Annotated in this window: 27 protein-coding genes; 1 reads left to right on the forward strand and 26 read right to left on the reverse strand. The window is 51.1% G+C overall.

The features are described 5' to 3' along the window. Positions 1–5: 5 nt before the first annotated feature. The 4 genes from ACWJKU_RS15380 to tatA are packed head-to-tail and all read right to left on the reverse strand — an operon-like array spanning position 6 to position 2,094. A complete protein-coding gene (locus ACWJKU_RS15380) occupies positions 6–731 on the reverse strand; it encodes an SAM hydrolase/SAM-dependent halogenase family protein (protein ID WP_454143605.1) in 726 nt (241 codons plus the stop codon). A gap of 42 nt (positions 732–773) precedes the next feature. Beyond that, positions 774–1,562, reverse strand: a complete 789-nt coding sequence (tatC, locus tag ACWJKU_RS15385) for a twin-arginine translocase subunit TatC (protein WP_454143607.1) — start codon at positions 1,560–1,562, stop codon at positions 774–776. Continuing rightward, complete coding sequence (gene tatB, locus ACWJKU_RS15390; protein WP_454143609.1) at positions 1,546–1,875, reverse strand: Sec-independent protein translocase protein TatB; 330 nt, start codon at positions 1,873–1,875, stop codon at positions 1,546–1,548. Before tatB ends, tatC begins: the two co-directional genes overlap by 17 nt. 18 nt (positions 1,876–1,893) lie before the next feature. Beyond that, positions 1,894–2,094, reverse strand: coding sequence for a twin-arginine translocase TatA/TatE family subunit (gene tatA / locus ACWJKU_RS15395; RefSeq protein WP_454143611.1), 201 nt, complete (start codon positions 2,092–2,094; stop codon positions 1,894–1,896). 584 nt (positions 2,095–2,678) lie between these two features. On the opposite strand from tatA, the gene panD reads away from it, so the two are divergent. After that, on the forward strand, positions 2,679–3,059 hold the full coding sequence (gene panD / locus ACWJKU_RS15400; protein ID WP_454143613.1) for an aspartate 1-decarboxylase: 381 nt from the start codon (positions 2,679–2,681) through the stop codon (positions 3,057–3,059). Positions 3,060–3,126: 67 nt separating this feature from the next. On the opposite strand, the gene folP is transcribed toward panD, so the two are convergent. The 22 genes from folP to rplP all read right to left on the reverse strand — a co-directional run bounded on the left by folP (position 3,127) and on the right by rplP (position 13,536). Then, complete coding sequence (gene folP / locus ACWJKU_RS15405; protein ID WP_454143615.1) at positions 3,127–3,960, reverse strand: dihydropteroate synthase; 834 nt, start codon at positions 3,958–3,960, stop codon at positions 3,127–3,129. Further along, positions 3,926–4,228 (reverse strand): hypothetical protein, encoded by a 303-nt coding sequence (locus tag ACWJKU_RS15410; protein WP_454148206.1) that lies wholly within the window; start codon positions 4,226–4,228, stop codon positions 3,926–3,928. Before ACWJKU_RS15410 ends, folP begins: the two co-directional genes overlap by 35 nt. Beyond that, the gene (gene rplQ, locus ACWJKU_RS15415; protein WP_454143617.1) at positions 4,161–4,526 is read right to left on the reverse strand and encodes a 50S ribosomal protein L17; all 366 of its coding nucleotides are present in this window, start codon (positions 4,524–4,526) and stop codon (positions 4,161–4,163) included. Before rplQ ends, ACWJKU_RS15410 begins: the two co-directional genes overlap by 68 nt. Before the next feature lie 20 nt (positions 4,527–4,546). After that, the gene (locus ACWJKU_RS15420; RefSeq protein WP_454143619.1) at positions 4,547–5,542 is read right to left on the reverse strand and encodes a DNA-directed RNA polymerase subunit alpha; all 996 of its coding nucleotides are present in this window, start codon (positions 5,540–5,542) and stop codon (positions 4,547–4,549) included. A 13-nt stretch (positions 5,543–5,555) separates the two neighbouring features. Further along, on the reverse strand, positions 5,556–6,176 hold the full coding sequence (gene rpsD, locus ACWJKU_RS15425; protein WP_454143621.1) for a 30S ribosomal protein S4: 621 nt from the start codon (positions 6,174–6,176) through the stop codon (positions 5,556–5,558). Between the two features lie 15 nt (positions 6,177–6,191). Then, the gene (gene rpsK, locus ACWJKU_RS15430) at positions 6,192–6,578 is read right to left on the reverse strand and encodes a 30S ribosomal protein S11 (RefSeq protein ID WP_454143623.1); all 387 of its coding nucleotides are present in this window, start codon (positions 6,576–6,578) and stop codon (positions 6,192–6,194) included. Between the two features lie 34 nt (positions 6,579–6,612). Further along, the gene (gene rpsM, locus ACWJKU_RS15435; protein WP_454143625.1) at positions 6,613–6,969 is read right to left on the reverse strand and encodes a 30S ribosomal protein S13; all 357 of its coding nucleotides are present in this window, start codon (positions 6,967–6,969) and stop codon (positions 6,613–6,615) included. Positions 6,970–7,052: 83 nt separating this feature from the next. Further along, positions 7,053–7,166, reverse strand: a complete 114-nt coding sequence (rpmJ, locus tag ACWJKU_RS15440; RefSeq protein ID WP_324877549.1) for a 50S ribosomal protein L36 — start codon at positions 7,164–7,166, stop codon at positions 7,053–7,055. A gap of 49 nt (positions 7,167–7,215) precedes the next feature. Then, the gene (gene secY / locus ACWJKU_RS15445; protein ID WP_454143627.1) at positions 7,216–8,541 is read right to left on the reverse strand and encodes a preprotein translocase subunit SecY; all 1,326 of its coding nucleotides are present in this window, start codon (positions 8,539–8,541) and stop codon (positions 7,216–7,218) included. Continuing rightward, positions 8,542–8,976, reverse strand: a complete 435-nt coding sequence (gene rplO, locus ACWJKU_RS15450) for a 50S ribosomal protein L15 (RefSeq protein ID WP_454143629.1) — start codon at positions 8,974–8,976, stop codon at positions 8,542–8,544. It lies immediately after the preceding gene. Then, positions 8,977–9,162, reverse strand: a complete 186-nt coding sequence (gene rpmD, locus ACWJKU_RS15455) for a 50S ribosomal protein L30 (protein ID WP_454143631.1) — start codon at positions 9,160–9,162, stop codon at positions 8,977–8,979. After that, positions 9,159–9,677, reverse strand: a complete 519-nt coding sequence (rpsE, locus tag ACWJKU_RS15460) for a 30S ribosomal protein S5 (protein WP_454143633.1) — start codon at positions 9,675–9,677, stop codon at positions 9,159–9,161. The genes rpmD and rpsE overlap by 4 nt, the downstream gene beginning before the upstream one ends. 8 nt (positions 9,678–9,685) lie before the next feature. Beyond that, entirely contained in the window at positions 9,686–10,039 is a 354-nt protein-coding gene (rplR, locus tag ACWJKU_RS15465; protein ID WP_454148153.1) for a 50S ribosomal protein L18, read from the reverse strand. Positions 10,040–10,046: 7 nt separating this feature from the next. After that, a complete protein-coding gene (rplF, locus tag ACWJKU_RS15470; RefSeq protein WP_454143635.1) occupies positions 10,047–10,580 on the reverse strand; it encodes a 50S ribosomal protein L6 in 534 nt (177 codons plus the stop codon). 20 nt (positions 10,581–10,600) lie between these two features. Further along, complete coding sequence (gene rpsH, locus ACWJKU_RS15475; RefSeq protein ID WP_454143637.1) at positions 10,601–10,996, reverse strand: 30S ribosomal protein S8; 396 nt, start codon at positions 10,994–10,996, stop codon at positions 10,601–10,603. A 60-nt stretch (positions 10,997–11,056) separates the two neighbouring features. Further along, positions 11,057–11,362, reverse strand: coding sequence for a 30S ribosomal protein S14 (gene rpsN, locus ACWJKU_RS15480; protein ID WP_454143639.1), 306 nt, complete (start codon positions 11,360–11,362; stop codon positions 11,057–11,059). Between the two features lie 9 nt (positions 11,363–11,371). Continuing rightward, positions 11,372–11,911, reverse strand: a complete 540-nt coding sequence (rplE, locus tag ACWJKU_RS15485) for a 50S ribosomal protein L5 (protein ID WP_454143641.1) — start codon at positions 11,909–11,911, stop codon at positions 11,372–11,374. Positions 11,912–11,928: 17 nt separating this feature from the next. Next, on the reverse strand, positions 11,929–12,246 hold the full coding sequence (gene rplX, locus ACWJKU_RS15490) for a 50S ribosomal protein L24 (RefSeq protein WP_454143643.1): 318 nt from the start codon (positions 12,244–12,246) through the stop codon (positions 11,929–11,931). Between the two features lie 16 nt (positions 12,247–12,262). Next, positions 12,263–12,631 carry a 50S ribosomal protein L14 gene (gene rplN, locus ACWJKU_RS15495; protein WP_454143645.1) on the reverse strand — a complete coding sequence of 123 codons (369 nt, stop codon included), beginning with the start codon at positions 12,629–12,631 and terminating at the stop codon, positions 12,263–12,265. A 40-nt stretch (positions 12,632–12,671) separates the two neighbouring features. Continuing rightward, positions 12,672–12,932, reverse strand: a complete 261-nt coding sequence (gene rpsQ, locus ACWJKU_RS15500) for a 30S ribosomal protein S17 (protein WP_454143647.1) — start codon at positions 12,930–12,932, stop codon at positions 12,672–12,674. 1 nt (position 12,933) lies between these two features. Then, positions 12,934–13,122 (reverse strand): 50S ribosomal protein L29, encoded by a 189-nt coding sequence (gene rpmC, locus ACWJKU_RS15505; RefSeq protein ID WP_454143649.1) that lies wholly within the window; start codon positions 13,120–13,122, stop codon positions 12,934–12,936. Continuing rightward, the gene (gene rplP / locus ACWJKU_RS15510) at positions 13,123–13,536 is read right to left on the reverse strand and encodes a 50S ribosomal protein L16 (RefSeq protein WP_454143651.1); all 414 of its coding nucleotides are present in this window, start codon (positions 13,534–13,536) and stop codon (positions 13,123–13,125) included. Between the last annotated feature and the right edge of the window lie 3 nt (positions 13,537–13,539).

Consider the following 13,539-nt stretch of genomic DNA (forward strand, 5'->3'; position numbering starts at 1 on the left):
TAATATCACGGCGTGAACGAGACGGCGGCTCCGAGAGCCAACCCCAAATCGCGATCGGCGCGCCCGCGGTTAACCGCGATCTCAATGAGTCCCATCGAGTTTCGGTACCAGAAGGCCTCGCCTGCAGGCACGGAACAAAATGTGTCCGCCTGCGCCAATAGCCGGCCGTTCGCACTAAGCGTCAATCCATTATGGGCAGGAGCGTGGCGCAAGCCGGTAATGGCGTTGCCGTAGTGATCGATATAGATGATTTCGGCCAGATCGGATGGCCACAAGGCCAAATCCGGTTTTTGATAGTCGCGGCCGGCCCAGCCGAAATCATGGACCGCGATACGTGCGGCGATAGGACCGAAAAGATCGCGGCCATGAAAACTGGACGAAAGCGTCGTCGGTCGCCAATCGATGATCCGCCATTCTGTTTCGACCGATTGCACCGCGACGCTGTTAAACAGATCGTTATCGGGTCCCACAAACCATCGCCCATCCGCGGAAAGAACGACTGGCAACCGTTCGCCGCCGACGCCGGGATCGACCACGGCAAGAAACACGCTACCGGCAGGAAGCGATTTGGACAAGGCCGCAAGTAAATACGAACTCCACCGCGGTTCGCCCGCTGGCGCATTGCTGAGGAGGTTTACGACATCCACGCCGCGCGCATGCGATCGCAGCACGGCTTCCATTTGTCCAAGATACGGCCCCTCGGCGCCGAAATCGGTAAACAGAAAAATCATTGCGGCATTAGCGGCAAATGAGCTACCGGCTAACGTCTCAGACTATTCGTCCTGAAGACTTGGAATCCGATCTTCGTGTCTCGACCGGAAAAATCTCGAAAACAAAAGCCCCAACTCGAATAGAAACCAGATCGGTACCGCCAGCAGAGTTTGCGAAACCACGTCCGGGGGAGAAAGCACCATGCCGATCACGAAAGCAGCCACGATGATGTAAGGCCGTTTTTCGGACAGGCTCTCTCGTGTAGCGATTCCACTCCAAATGAGCAGAATGGTGGCTATCGGCACTTCGAACGAGACGCCAAAGGCAAAAAACAAGGTCAGCACAAAGTCCAGGTAATGCGTGATATCCGTCATCACCGCGACGCCGGCGGGCGCCGTCGCCGTCAGGAAGCCAAAAATGAGCGGAAAAACCACGTAATAGGCGAACGCCATTCCAGCATAAAACAGCACCGTACTCGCCAACAGGAGCGGCAGAGCCAAACGGCGCTCATGCTTATAGAGACCTGGCGCAATGAAGGCCCAAGCCTGGTAAAGAATATACGGCATCGACAGAAATACCGCCGCTACCAAGGTCAGCTTGAACGGCGTCAAGAATGGCGAGGCGACATCGATCGCGATCATTTGCGAGCCTGGCGGCAGATGCTTCATAAGCGGCCCGGCCAAATACGCGTAGATCTCGTTGGCAAAATAGGCCATGCCTATGAAAACCAACAAAACTGCGGCGATGCAGCGCAGCAATCGGTTCCGGAGTTCCACCAGATGGGAAATGAACGGCTGCTCGATGTCCTCCATCGGTTCCCGACTCCGTTTTTTGTCAGCCTTTTTCGCCATCGCGATGCTCGGAAACGATCGGTTTTTCGCGTGCTTCGCTAGAGTCCGCTGCCGGCGCACGGCCTTCTTCTTCGTTATGCCGAAGCGAGGTCGATAGCGACTCCAGCTTTCTTTTTTCCTCTAACAACGACTGACGCAGTTCTTGCAGTTGAAACTCGTGGTCGATTTCTTGCTTGACCGAGTTGGCCATGGCACGAACTTTTCGAATCCATAGCGCAACCTCTTTAGCCACTTTGGGCAGACGTTCCGGCCCAAACACCAGAAGAGAGACCACGGCAACTAAAACCAATTCCCAAAAGCCGATATCGAACATGCTTTTTTTGGCTCGTCATCAGGTCTTGTCTTTGTTCTCGTGAACAGCTTCTCCATCGATCGTCCGCCCGCTCTTCTCGTCGTCGCCCTCGTTCATTGCCTTACGAAAACTCTTTATTGCCGATCCCAAATCGCCGCCTATGTTGCGGAGACGCTTAGTACCGAACAGCAACAGCACAATCAAGAAAAGGAGCAACAACTCCCATATGCCTATACCCATTTATTTACTCCTGAATGCCGCCCAATGAATTTGGATGACGATATTAACCGATTCTCGTGATTACAATCACTTGATCTCTTTACCAGTCCCATGAAGGCGCCGTATCCCGCACCCCCTTGTCAGAGCATCGGCTTTTCGCAAGTTACTTTAAAGCACATTTACGCCTGCTCGATCCAATTTCGCCCGCTGCAAACTGAGACCACGGGAAAGCCGATAAGTTAGGCCCGGTTGCACGAACTCCGAGCTTATATTGTTTCATATCGTCGAACAATCGACGTCACCGCTCGACACCGTCAGATCATGAGCCTGAACCACTTTACCGCTCATGACGGCAAACCTAACCCCATCCGCTCATGGCCACGTCCCTTATGCGCCTGCTCTTTCACCTGATTCTTCCGGGATTGTGTTGATAGGCGTCCGCTTGCAACGGTCAAAACCAGAGGGCACTTTTGTTTCCAGATTCTGTCTGTAGTGACAATAAAAATGCTCATCCATGAAGCCGATTCCATCCGGGTGCGGTTGCGACCGCCTTCGTTTTTCCGCATAATTCCCCGCTCGAAGGAGCCTATCCATAGGTTTACTGTATGCAAACGATGATGCTGAAAGCAAAGTTACACAGAGGTCGAGTGACTCACTCCGAACTCGAATACGAGGGCTCTTGCGCCATTGACGGTTTGCTGCTCGAACGTTCGGGGATTAGAGAATACGAGCAGATCCATATTTACAACGTCAACAATGGTCAACGCTTCACTACCTACGCCATCCGCGCACAAGATGGCTCCGGCGTGATTTCCGTCAACGGTGCCGCAGCCCGGCTTGCCGCTCCCGGAGACATCGTGATTATATGTGCGTATGTGGGATTGAACCAGAACGAACTGACCGGTTATAAACCCACGCTGATTTATCTCGGCGACCACAACCAGATCATCCGCACGGGCCATGCCATACCCGTACAAGCAGCTTGAAAACCGCTATTCCGCTTCAAAGCAATCGGACTTCGGAACCAGCCTTCAGATTAGACGCAGATTAATTTCACATCCTCAAAATCGCAGCAGTAACATCTGCCGCTTGCCGGTTCGGCTTTACGTCATGAACCCGAAATAAGGCAACGCCCGCAGCCACCCCGAGAACCGTCGTCGCAATCGTCGCGCCGGCTAGTTCCGAGGGGCGACTCTCGCCGCAAATAGCTCCCATAAATTTCTTACGGCTCGCTCCAAGCAAGACTTTGTAGCCGGTCGCCGTAAACCGCCCCAACTCTCTAATCAATCTGAGGTTGTCGTCTCTACGCTTTCCGAATCCGATGCCTGGATCAATGATAATATTTTCCGGCCTAACCCCGACATCCCTAGCCGCCTCCACCCGTTCCATCAGGAACGCCAAAACCTCTTCGACTACATCCTCGTATTTCGGATTGTCCTGCATATTCTTCGGGCTACCCTGCATGTGCATAAGCACCAAAGGAACGCCCTCCCTTGCAGCCACCGCCAAAATTTCCGGATCATCCCTCCCGGCCGAAATATCGTTGACCATATTCGCGCCCGCAGAAATAGCTGCATCTGCAACTCTGCTCCGCGTCGTATCAATGCTTATTACGACAGCCGCCGGCAAGTGAGAGCGCAATGCTCGAATGACCGGGATGACGCGCGCCAATTGATCCGCTTCACTAACCGGTTCAGAACCTGGCCGCGTAGACTCGCCGCCAACATCGATAATATCGGCTCCTTCCAACAACATTCTCTGCGCATGCGCTAACGCCTCGGTCTCTCCGCAATACTGCCCGCCATCGGAAAAACTATCCGGCGTTACGTTGAGGATCCCCATAATAAGTGGCCTAGATTGCATAACCGAATTCTCGAATAAATTCATGATCGTTCAATCCAGGCAACAGTCCCGTGTCGTTATCGAAATCAAGAGGCAGAGCTTCGTTATTCGGCACGAGTATCTCTGAGCGCTTCGCAAAACGTGACATCGCACCACAATAACAAATGGCCCGTCCGCCAAGCATTTGGTCAGACAGGCCATCGTGTTTGAAGAATCCGCGGGCCGAACCCGCATCTTTCGCGCTTTTATGCGTCCGGTCGATCAACAAGCTCCACATACGCCATTGGCGCAGCATCGCCTTTCCGAAATCCACACTTTAAAATCCGTAGATATCCGCCCGATCGATCCCGAAATCTAGGACCTAATTCATCAAACAGCTTCACAACCGCGTCGCGATCCCTGATGCGGGCGAACGCAATACGTCGCGCCGCCACGCTGTTTTTCTTCGACAATGTTATCAGGGGTTCGGCAAAGCGCCTGATCTCTTTTGCCTTCGGCAAGGTCGTCTGAATGACTTCATGCTGTATCAACGAGACAGTCATATTCCGGAACAAAGCATTCTTATGACTACCGGTAACATTAAGTTTTCTACCCGAATTACGATGCCGCATTTGCTATACCCACATTATTTTTACGAGTCTTGTTGTTCTCTCTTAAGACCCTCGGGCGGCCAGTTCTCGAGCCGCATGCCAAGCGAAAGCCCCTTGGTCGCCAACACATCCTTGATCTCGGTGAGCGATTTCTTCCCTAAATTCGGAGTCTTGAGAAGGTCCACTTCCGTTCTTTGGATAAGGTCACCGATATAAAAGATATTCTCGGCCTTTAAACAGTTTGCAGACCGCACCGTTAGCTCAAGATCATCAACCGATCTCAGCAATAGAGGATCAAATTGAGGCTTTCCTTCACTAACTCGCGGTGCCTCCTCGCTCTGTAGAGCGATAAACACCGACAAATGTTCGTTTAAAATCGATGCCGCTTGCCGAACGGCCTCTTCTGGATCGACCGTTCCGTTAGTCTCCAACTCCAGGATAAGCTTATCCAAATCCGTTCGCTGCTCAACGCGTGCGTTCTCCACCACATATGACACGCGTCGAATCGGGCTGAACGAAGCATCGACGTTGAGGACGCCCACCGCAGATTCCGTTGCCCCTGAGTTCCTCGCACTGACCGGTTGATAACCGCGTCCCTTTTCGACTTTCAGCGTCATGCTCAGCTTTCCGGAGTGGGTGAGATTAGCGATCTCCAATTCCGGATTTAAGATTTCCGCATCATGAGTTAGCTCAATGTCGCTTGCAGAAACTCGACCAGGGCCTGCTTTATTAATCCGAAGAGTCGCCTCCTGCCCGCCTGAAATACGGATAGCAAGGTTCTTGAGATTTAAAAGAATGTCGATGACGTCTTCTTGCACACCATCAATAGTGGAATATTCGTGCAAGACGCCTTCTATCGTCACTTCTGTGACCGCACACCCCGGGATCGACGAAAGCAGCACTCGCCTCAGTGCATTTCCGAGCGTATGCCCGAACCCTCTCTCTAAAGGTTCGATTACAATCCTCGCGCTATTCCTATCCGTCGGATTAACATCAACCAAGCGAGGTTTAATTAGATTGGGCAAGTAGTTTTGCATCGATTAGGAACAATTATTTGGAGTACAGCTCAACAACCAGTTGCTCATTTATGTCTGAGCCCAAGTCGCTGCGATCAGGCACAGCCTTAAATATGCCGCGCATCTGCTTCGAATCCACCTCAACCCACGCCGGAAATCCATACTGCTCCAAAACTTGTAGCGCATCCTTAATCCTCAACTGCGACTTAGCGCACTCCCGCACGTCGATAACATCGCCAGGCCCGACCTGGTATGAAGGAACATTCAATACACGGCCATTGACCATTATCGCCTTATGACTGACGAGCTGGCGCGCCTCCGCTCTGGTGGACGCAAACCCCATACGATAAACAACGTTATCCAAGCGCGACTCAAGCAGATTCAGCAAATTTTCGCCAGTCGATCCCTTTTTGCCTGCCGCAGCCTTATAGTACTTGCGGAACTGCCGCTCCAGCACACCGTAGATTCTGCGCAGCTTCTGCTTTTCGCGGAGCTGGGTGGCATAGTCGGACATTCTTGCGCGCTTCTGACCATGCTGGCCCGGCTGCTGGTCCAACTTGCACTTCCCATCGAGAGACTTGCCCCTGGCCTTAAGAAACAGGTCAGTCCCCTCTCTCCTACTTAGCTTACATTTCGGCCCTAAATATCTCGCCATTTTTCGCCCCTCTACTTATACGCGTCGCTTCTTAGGAGGCCTGCAGCCGTTGTGAGGTATCGGAGTGTCGTCGATGATGTTCGTAATCTTGAACCCCATATTATTTAACGTTCTAACTGCCGATTCTCTACCCGGACCCGGCCCCTTTATTCGGACATCGAGATTCCTCACACCATAATCCTTCACTATGCTACCCGCTTTTTCCGCGGCGACTTGCGCAGCAAAGGGAGTGCTTTTCCGAGATCCACGAAACCCCGAAGCCCCAGCCGTCGCCCACGCCAATGCATTACCCTTACGATCGGTTATAGTGATAATGGTATTATTGAACGACGCACTGATATGAACGATTCCGTCCGAAATATCTCTCTTAATCCGTTTTGCGGGACGACTTGATGCAGCCATGTCGATGCCTTACCTCGAAAACAATTCTTTCTATTTACTTGCGAATCGGCCGACGTGGGCCTTTACGGGTTCGCGCATTTGTTCTGGTACGCTGCCCCCTGACTGGAAGCCCTCGGCGATGCCTTAGTCCGCGATAGCAACCCAAGTCCATCAATCGCTTTATGTTCATCGCGCTCTCGCGGCGCAGGTCACCTTCAACCACAAACTTCGCAACTTCTTCGCGGATTTTCTCGATCTCCGCCTCCCCCAGCTCCTTTACTTTCACCGAGGGATCAAGACCCGCACCCTGACAAATCAAAGCCGCTCTAGATTTACCGACACCATAAATCGCCATCAACGAAATAATCAGGTGCTTATGATCGGGAATATTAACTCCCGCAATTCGTGCCATTTATCCTGCCTCCGTATCGAATCTCTGGACTTGGGCTGAATTTCGCATCATACCACGTCACTTATCAACATGCTATTACAAGCTTAGCCTTGACGTTGCTTATGACGCGCATCTTTACAAATTATACGAACTATCCCTTTTCGCTTTAAAACCTTGCAATTTCGGCAGATCTTTTTAACCGATGCACGAACCTTCATTGAAATTCCCCTCATTGATGACGGTATCTACCGTGATTCTATGACCACGCTAGCTGAGTTTAATATTCGATTTTTTCAGGAGGCCTTCATACTGGTGCGAAATGATATAGGTCTGAATTTGCGACATAAAATCCATCACCACCACTACGATAATCAGCAACGAAGTCCCGCCAAAATAAAACGGAACGTTCCAGTAAACGATCAGAAACTCTGGCAGCAAGCATACCGCAGTAATGTAGATCGCACCCGCCAAGGTTAACCGCGTCATTACGGCATCGATATATGCCGCAGTCTGCTGTCCTGGCCTAACACCAGGAACAAACGCTCCGGATTTCTTCAAGTTTTCTGCCGTTTCGTTCGAGTTAAATACTAGGGCGGCATAGAAAAAGCAGAAAAATACGATTGCGCTAGCATAACACAGCACGTACAGCGGCTGGCCGGGTGACAGCGTAGTAGCAATATCTTGCAGCCACCCAAGACCTTTACTGTTCCCGAACCAGCCTGCAAGCGTCGCAGGAAACAAAATGATGCTGGAGGCAAATATAGGCGGTATTACCCCTGACATATTTAATTTCAAAGGCAAGAAACTCTTGTGCGCAGCGTACATTCGCCGGCCCTCTTGTCTCTTAGCGTAGTTGATCGTTATCCGCCGCTGTCCACGCTCCACAAAAACGACAAGCCCAGTCACCGCAAGCGCGATACCGAACAACCCGACGATGCTGATCATGGCCAACTCGCCCGTTCGCGCCAACTCAAGTGTGCCCCCTATCGCTGACGGCAGTCCCGCCACGATACCGGCAAAAATAATGATCGATATGCCGTTTCCAATCCCTCTTTCCGTGACCTGCTCTCCAAGCCACATCAAGAACACCGTCCCGCACACCAACGACGCGGCTGTGATAAATAGGAAATGGATTCCGGGACTGATAACTACCGGCACCCCAGAAGCAGACTGGTTTTGAAGCGCCAAACCCACTCCGACAGCCTGAAACGTAGCCAGAAAAACTGTCCCATAACGCGTGTATTGATTAATCTTTTTTCGCCCCGACTCGCCTTCTTTCTTTATCTGCTCCAGCTTCGGAATGACGCCAGCCATCAACTGCATGATAATGGAAGCAGAAATGTACGGCATAATCCCGAGAGCGAAGATACTAAGACGCTTCAAAGCTCCGCCCGAGAACATATTGACCATATCTAGTATCGAACCACCCTGCTGAGAAAACATCGCAGCCAAGGCTTTCGGGTCGACTCCTGGGATAGGAACATGAGCCCCGATTCGATAAACCACAAGGGCACCGATAACAAAAAAAAGCCTTTGGCGAAGCTCTGTCAGCCTCCCAAATCTATCGCTAAGAGTTGAGGTAGAGGTGCTCACTTACGCCTCGATCGTTCCGCCAGCCGCTTCAATTTTAGAACGCGCACCCTTGGTTGCTTTTACACCGACAAGAGCAACCGCAGCGGTAATCTCGCCAGAGTCAATAATCTTGACTGAGCGCGCCTGCGCCGGTATTACACTGGCCGCCTTCAATGCTTGAACATCGATGGTCAAACCCGCAAATCCGTTCAACTCGTTTAGCCTAACTTCAGCAGAAAATACCTTGGATCTCGATTTAAATCCAACCTTTGGTAGCCTTCTCTGAAGCGGCATCTGACCGCCCTCGAATCCGACCTTGTGGAATCCGCCGGCCCGCGCTTTCTGCCCCTTGTGCCCCTTGCCACAAGTCTTACCTAGCGTAGAACCGATACCGCGACCAACGCGTACCTTTTTCTTTCGACTACCTTCAGACGGCTTGATGGAATTTAAGAACATTTAAACTTCCTCAATCTTGAGCATGTACGCTACCTTATTGATCATTCCGCAATTAGCTGCCGTTGCGGAAACGTACACAGGCCGGTGCATGCGTCTCACGCCTAGGCCACGCAAACATGCTTGGTGCGACTTTAATCGCCCGATCTCGCTTTTCACCTGCGTAATCTTGAGTTGTTTAGCGCTCATTTTCCTTTCCCCGAACGATTATCCGCAACCTTACCTCTTTTTGCGGAAATAAACCGTGGATCGCGAATTTCAGTCAACCCTTTAATCGTTGCTCGAACGACGTTAATCGGATTATTCGTTCCGATACACTTAGCAAGTACATTATGTATTCCTACAACCTCGAATACCGCACGCATCGCACCACCTGCGATAATCCCCGTTCCTTGGGAAGCCGGCTGCATAAATACTTTAGCCGCCCCAGTAGATGCCGTCGCTGCATAATGCAGCGTATCGCCGTTCAGGCTGACCTTGCGCATGTTGCGGCGCGCTTGCTCCATTGATTTTTGAATCGCGACGGGAACTTCGCGTGCCTTACATAAACCATACCCTACACGCCCATTACCATCACCTACAACTGTAAGCGCGGTAAATCCAAATTGACGTCCGCCTTTAACTACTTTTGCAACACGCCTAACTGCAATTAACTTTTCTTGAAAGCCTTCGCTCGAGCCGCTCTGAGAACTTAGGTTCGCCATAACTCCTCCTAAAATCCGAGTCCGGCTTCACGCGCGGCATCGGCGAGCGCCTTCACGCGCCCATGATACTTAAAACCAGACCGATCGAAGGCGACGCTCGACACACCCACCGAGAGAGCTCTTTCCGCTATCAATTTACCGACAGTCCTGGCAGCCTCAATGTTTCCGGTACTATCCAACGCCGACCTTACATCAGATTGAACAGTCGATGCCGAAGCTAGAACTCTTGAGCCATCGGCATTCGTAATCTGCGCGTAAATATGCCTGGGTGTCCGATGAACGGTAAGCCGATTGACGCCTAATGATTTAATGATAGCTCTAGCCTTTGCTGCTCGCTTCAGCCTTGCCGATTTCTTGTCCATCACTTACCTACTTTTTTTTAGCTTCTTTTCTGACGACTTCTTCGTCCGAATATCTAACCCCCTTTCCTTTGTAAGGTTCCGGCGGGCGGTAAGCCCTTATGTCGGAAGCAACTTGACCCACCTTTTGCTTATCGGAACCCTTCACCACGATCTCCGTCTGCGACGGAGTTTCGATCGTCACTCCCTTAGGCGCCGTGAGTTCTACCGGATGAGAAAATCCAAGCGAAAGACTTAGCACATCGCCCTTGGCCTGAGCTCTATATCCGACGCCGACCATCGTCAGCTTACGAACAAACCCGACGCTTACGCCTGTAACCATATTGGCGATGTTCGCTCGCGTAGTACCCGCCAGAGCATTTGCCTGCTTGTCGCTCTTATCTGCTGATATTGATATCACACCTTCCGAAAGGCTGACCTGAACTTTAGGACTAATATTCCGGCTCAGTGTGCCGTTAGCACCTTTTACCGTGATCACATTACCAGCCATGCTCGCCTCTACCCCTTTGGGTAGAGCAATTGGATTTTTTGCTATTCTGGACATTGAAAAGTCTCTAAGCGTGATTACGATACCAGACAGAGAACTTCGCCACCATGACCGCCATCTCTCGCCTCCTTGTCCGTCATAACACCTTTGGAAGTCGATACTATCGCGGCCCCCAGCCCCCCCAGAACCGCAGGAAGCTTGTTTTTGGACCGGTACATACGCCGACCCGGGGTGCTGACTCGCTCAAACTGCTCGATTACCGGCTGACCTTTGTAATACTTGAGGACTACGCAAAGCTCGGCTTTGTTTTCGCGATGATTTACCTGATAATCCAAGATGTAGCCTTCGTCTTTCAACACCCGGCATACTGCCGCTTTTACATTCGACGATGGCATCACCACTTCGCTTTTCCCCGCAGCCTGCCCGTTTCTTATACGGATGATCATATCAGCCAAGGGATCGGTCATACTCATTTCAAAAAACTCCGTAAACAAAACGGTTCGGCTCACGAGGGCCGAAACTTGCCCGTACCTTTACCAACTTGCCTTGGTCACACCAGGGACGTCGCCCCGCATAACCGACTCGCGCAATTTGTTCCGACCGAGACCGAACTTTCGATAGAAACCATGAGGCCTTCCGGTAAGACTGCAGCGATTGCGAAGACGGGATGGCGAAGCATCTCTGGGTAATTGCTGAAGCTTGAGTTGTGCCTCATATTTCTCCTCATCCGTTGAGGAAGCACTCTGCACGACCGCTTTCAATGCAGACCGCTTTTTAAAATATTTATCAACCAGCGATTGGCGCTTTTTCTCGCGCGCGATCATTGATTTTTTCGCCATTGTGCTTCCCTAAGTTCTAAACGGAAATCTAAATTGCTCGAGCAGCGCACGCGCTTCTTGATCGCTTGCAGCAGAGGTTGTGATAGTTACATCGATGCCTCGAATAGCATCAATTTTATCGTAATCAATCTCGGGAAAAATAATCTGCTCCCTAACACCCATGCTGTAATTTCCACGGCCGTCGAACGATCTGGAACTCAAGCCTCGGAAATCCCGGATTCGCGGTATCGCGATATTGATGAGCCGATCGAGAAATTCGTACATCCTATCACGACGCAGCGTAACTTTACATCCTATGGGCATACCTTCCCTAATCTTGAATCCTGCGATCGACTTTCTCGAGATCGTTATAATCGGCTTCTGGCCGGAAATTTTCTGAAGGTCGTCCATCGCGTTCTGAAGTATTTTTTTGTCGGCCACGGCTTCGCCGACCCCCATGTTGAGGGTAATCTTTTCCAGTCGCGGAACTTGCATCACCGACCCGTAGTTGAACCGCTTGATCAGCTCGGGAACCACCTGTTCTTTGTATATAGATTGCAACCTAGCCATAATTGTGTTCCGCCAACTCAAACGTCGATAACTTCGTTTGTGGACTTAAAATAACGAACTTTTCTACCATCAGCCAAAAGCCTGAAACCAACCTTATCTGGTTTGTTCGTTCCGGGGTTGTAAAGCGCCACATTGGATAGATGAATCGGCATGGCCTTCTCTACTATACCGCCGTTGATTCCTCTCATCGGAATCGGCTTCTGGTGCTTGCGAACTAGATTGACCCCTTCGACGACCAGTCGATCATCAGCCGAAACCGACAGAACCGCCCCGCGCTTCCCCTTATCCTTACCGCTGAGCACTACAACCTGATCACCTTTTTTAATCTTTCGCATAACGGATTGCTCCTCGTTAAAGCACTTCGGGCGCAAGCGAAATGATCTTCATGAACTTTTCCGAGCGCAATTCTCGCGTAACCGGCCCAAAAATACGCGTGCCGATCGGTTGGTGCTGATTATTGAGCAAAACGGCGGCATTGCCGTCGAATCGTACAACCGATCCATCCGTCCGGCGTACCCCCTTTCTCGTTCTCACAACCACCGCGTTGTAGACTTCACCCTTTTTAACACGACCACGCGGGATAGCGTCCTTGACGCTAACTTTGATGATGTCGCCAATATTTGCATACCGCCGATGAGAACCGCCGAGCACCTTGATGCACATGACCCTTTTCGCGCCACTGTTGTCGGCTACATCCAGGTTGCTTTGCATCTGAATCATCTTGGATACTCCTTCTTTCTTGCCTTTGCGCTTATCGGTGTCATTTTGCCCGCTCGATTACCCTGTCCAGCTTCCAGACTTTTTTCTTGGAAATCGGACGGCAAGACGAAACGATAACGACATCACCCTCTTGGCACTCATTATTTTCGTCATGAGCCAACACTTTGCTCGTTCTGCGAATAAATTTGCCATATACCGGGTGGGACACCATCCGCTCGACCAACACGGTTACGGTTTTATCCATTTTTGAACTGCTAACTCTTCCCGTAATCGTTCGGGATGTCTTCGCTGTTTCGCTCATACTAAACGCTCTTCTCCGTCAGGACCGTATTTACTCTCGCAATGTCCCGCCTGATGGTTCGCAATTGGTCTGGTTTACTCAATTGCCCCGTTGCTTTTTGCATTCTGAGGTTGAACCGCTCCCGATGCAATTCGAGCACCAGTTCATTAAGCTCAGCTTCGGTCTTCAACCTAAGTTCACTGGCTTTCATTTACATCACCGTCCGGACCGAAAATGTTGTTTTTATAGGAAGTTTAGCCGCCGCAAGGCCAAATGCTTCACGAGCCAGTTCTTCGCTGACTCCCTCAAGCTCATACAACATGGCACCTGGTTTTATTTCGGCAACCCAGTACTCCACGCTTCCCTTTCCGCTTCCCATACGAACTTCCAACGGTTTCTTGGATATCGGTTTATCCGGAAAAACGCGGATCCACATTTTTCCGCCACGCTTCACATGTCGGGTAATCGCCCTTCGCGCAGCCTCGACTTGTCTTGCGGTAATCCGTCCGCGCTCTACGGCTTTCAAGCCGAACTCGCCGAAACTTACCCGATTACCTTTCGTAGCCAGGCCGGTGTTTCTACCCTTCTGCTGTTTTCTATATTTAGTTCTCTTCGGCTGCAACATGGT

The organism is Methylocaldum sp. MU1018, assembly GCF_053646775.1.

Bases quoted from the DNA above. Each gene is read 5' to 3' on its own strand.
- ACWJKU_RS15380 (WP_454143605.1), bottom strand. From the start codon at position 731: ATGATTTTTCTGTTTACCGATTTCGGCGCCGAGGGGCCGTATCTTGGA.
- tatC (WP_454143607.1), bottom strand. From the start codon at position 1,562: ATGGCGAAAAAGGCTGACAAAAAACGGAGTCGGGAACCGATGGAGGAC.
- tatB (WP_454143609.1), bottom strand. From the start codon at position 1,875: ATGTTCGATATCGGCTTTTGGGAATTGGTTTTAGTTGCCGTGGTCTCT.
- tatA (WP_454143611.1), bottom strand. From the start codon at position 2,094: ATGGGTATAGGCATATGGGAGTTGTTGCTCCTTTTCTTGATTGTGCTG.
- panD (WP_454143613.1), top strand. From the start codon at position 2,679: ATGCAAACGATGATGCTGAAAGCAAAGTTACACAGAGGTCGAGTGACT.
- folP (WP_454143615.1), bottom strand. From the start codon at position 3,960: ATGAATTTATTCGAGAATTCGGTTATGCAATCTAGGCCACTTATTATG.
- rplQ (WP_454143617.1), bottom strand. From the start codon at position 4,526: ATGCGGCATCGTAATTCGGGTAGAAAACTTAATGTTACCGGTAGTCAT.
- ACWJKU_RS15420 (WP_454143619.1), bottom strand. From the start codon at position 5,542: ATGCAAAACTACTTGCCCAATCTAATTAAACCTCGCTTGGTTGATGTT.
- rpsD (WP_454143621.1), bottom strand. From the start codon at position 6,176: ATGGCGAGATATTTAGGGCCGAAATGTAAGCTAAGTAGGAGAGAGGGG.
- rpsK (WP_454143623.1), bottom strand. From the start codon at position 6,578: ATGGCTGCATCAAGTCGTCCCGCAAAACGGATTAAGAGAGATATTTCG.
- rpsM (WP_454143625.1), bottom strand. From the start codon at position 6,969: ATGGCACGAATTGCGGGAGTTAATATTCCCGATCATAAGCACCTGATT.
- rpmJ (WP_324877549.1), bottom strand. From the start codon at position 7,166: ATGAAGGTTCGTGCATCGGTTAAAAAGATCTGCCGAAATTGCAAGGTT.
- rplO (WP_454143629.1), bottom strand. From the start codon at position 8,976: ATGTTCTTAAATTCCATCAAGCCGTCTGAAGGTAGTCGAAAGAAAAAG.
- rpmD (WP_454143631.1), bottom strand. From the start codon at position 9,162: ATGAGCGCTAAACAACTCAAGATTACGCAGGTGAAAAGCGAGATCGGG.
- rpsE (WP_454143633.1), bottom strand. From the start codon at position 9,677: ATGGCGAACCTAAGTTCTCAGAGCGGCTCGAGCGAAGGCTTTCAAGAA.
- rplR (WP_454148153.1), bottom strand. From the start codon at position 10,039: ATGGACAAGAAATCGGCAAGGCTGAAGCGAGCAGCAAAGGCTAGAGCT.
- rplF (WP_454143635.1), bottom strand. From the start codon at position 10,580: ATGTCCAGAATAGCAAAAAATCCAATTGCTCTACCCAAAGGGGTAGAG.
- rpsH (WP_454143637.1), bottom strand. From the start codon at position 10,996: ATGAGTATGACCGATCCCTTGGCTGATATGATCATCCGTATAAGAAAC.
- rpsN (WP_454143639.1), bottom strand. From the start codon at position 11,362: ATGGCGAAAAAATCAATGATCGCGCGCGAGAAAAAGCGCCAATCGCTG.
- rplE (WP_454143641.1), bottom strand. From the start codon at position 11,911: ATGGCTAGGTTGCAATCTATATACAAAGAACAGGTGGTTCCCGAGCTG.
- rplX (WP_454143643.1), bottom strand. From the start codon at position 12,246: ATGCGAAAGATTAAAAAAGGTGATCAGGTTGTAGTGCTCAGCGGTAAG.
- rplN (WP_454143645.1), bottom strand. From the start codon at position 12,631: ATGATTCAGATGCAAAGCAACCTGGATGTAGCCGACAACAGTGGCGCG.
- rpsQ (WP_454143647.1), bottom strand. From the start codon at position 12,932: ATGAGCGAAACAGCGAAGACATCCCGAACGATTACGGGAAGAGTTAGC.
- rpmC (WP_454143649.1), bottom strand. From the start codon at position 13,122: ATGAAAGCCAGTGAACTTAGGTTGAAGACCGAAGCTGAGCTTAATGAA.
- rplP (WP_454143651.1), bottom strand. From the start codon at position 13,536: ATGTTGCAGCCGAAGAGAACTAAATATAGAAAACAGCAGAAGGGTAGA.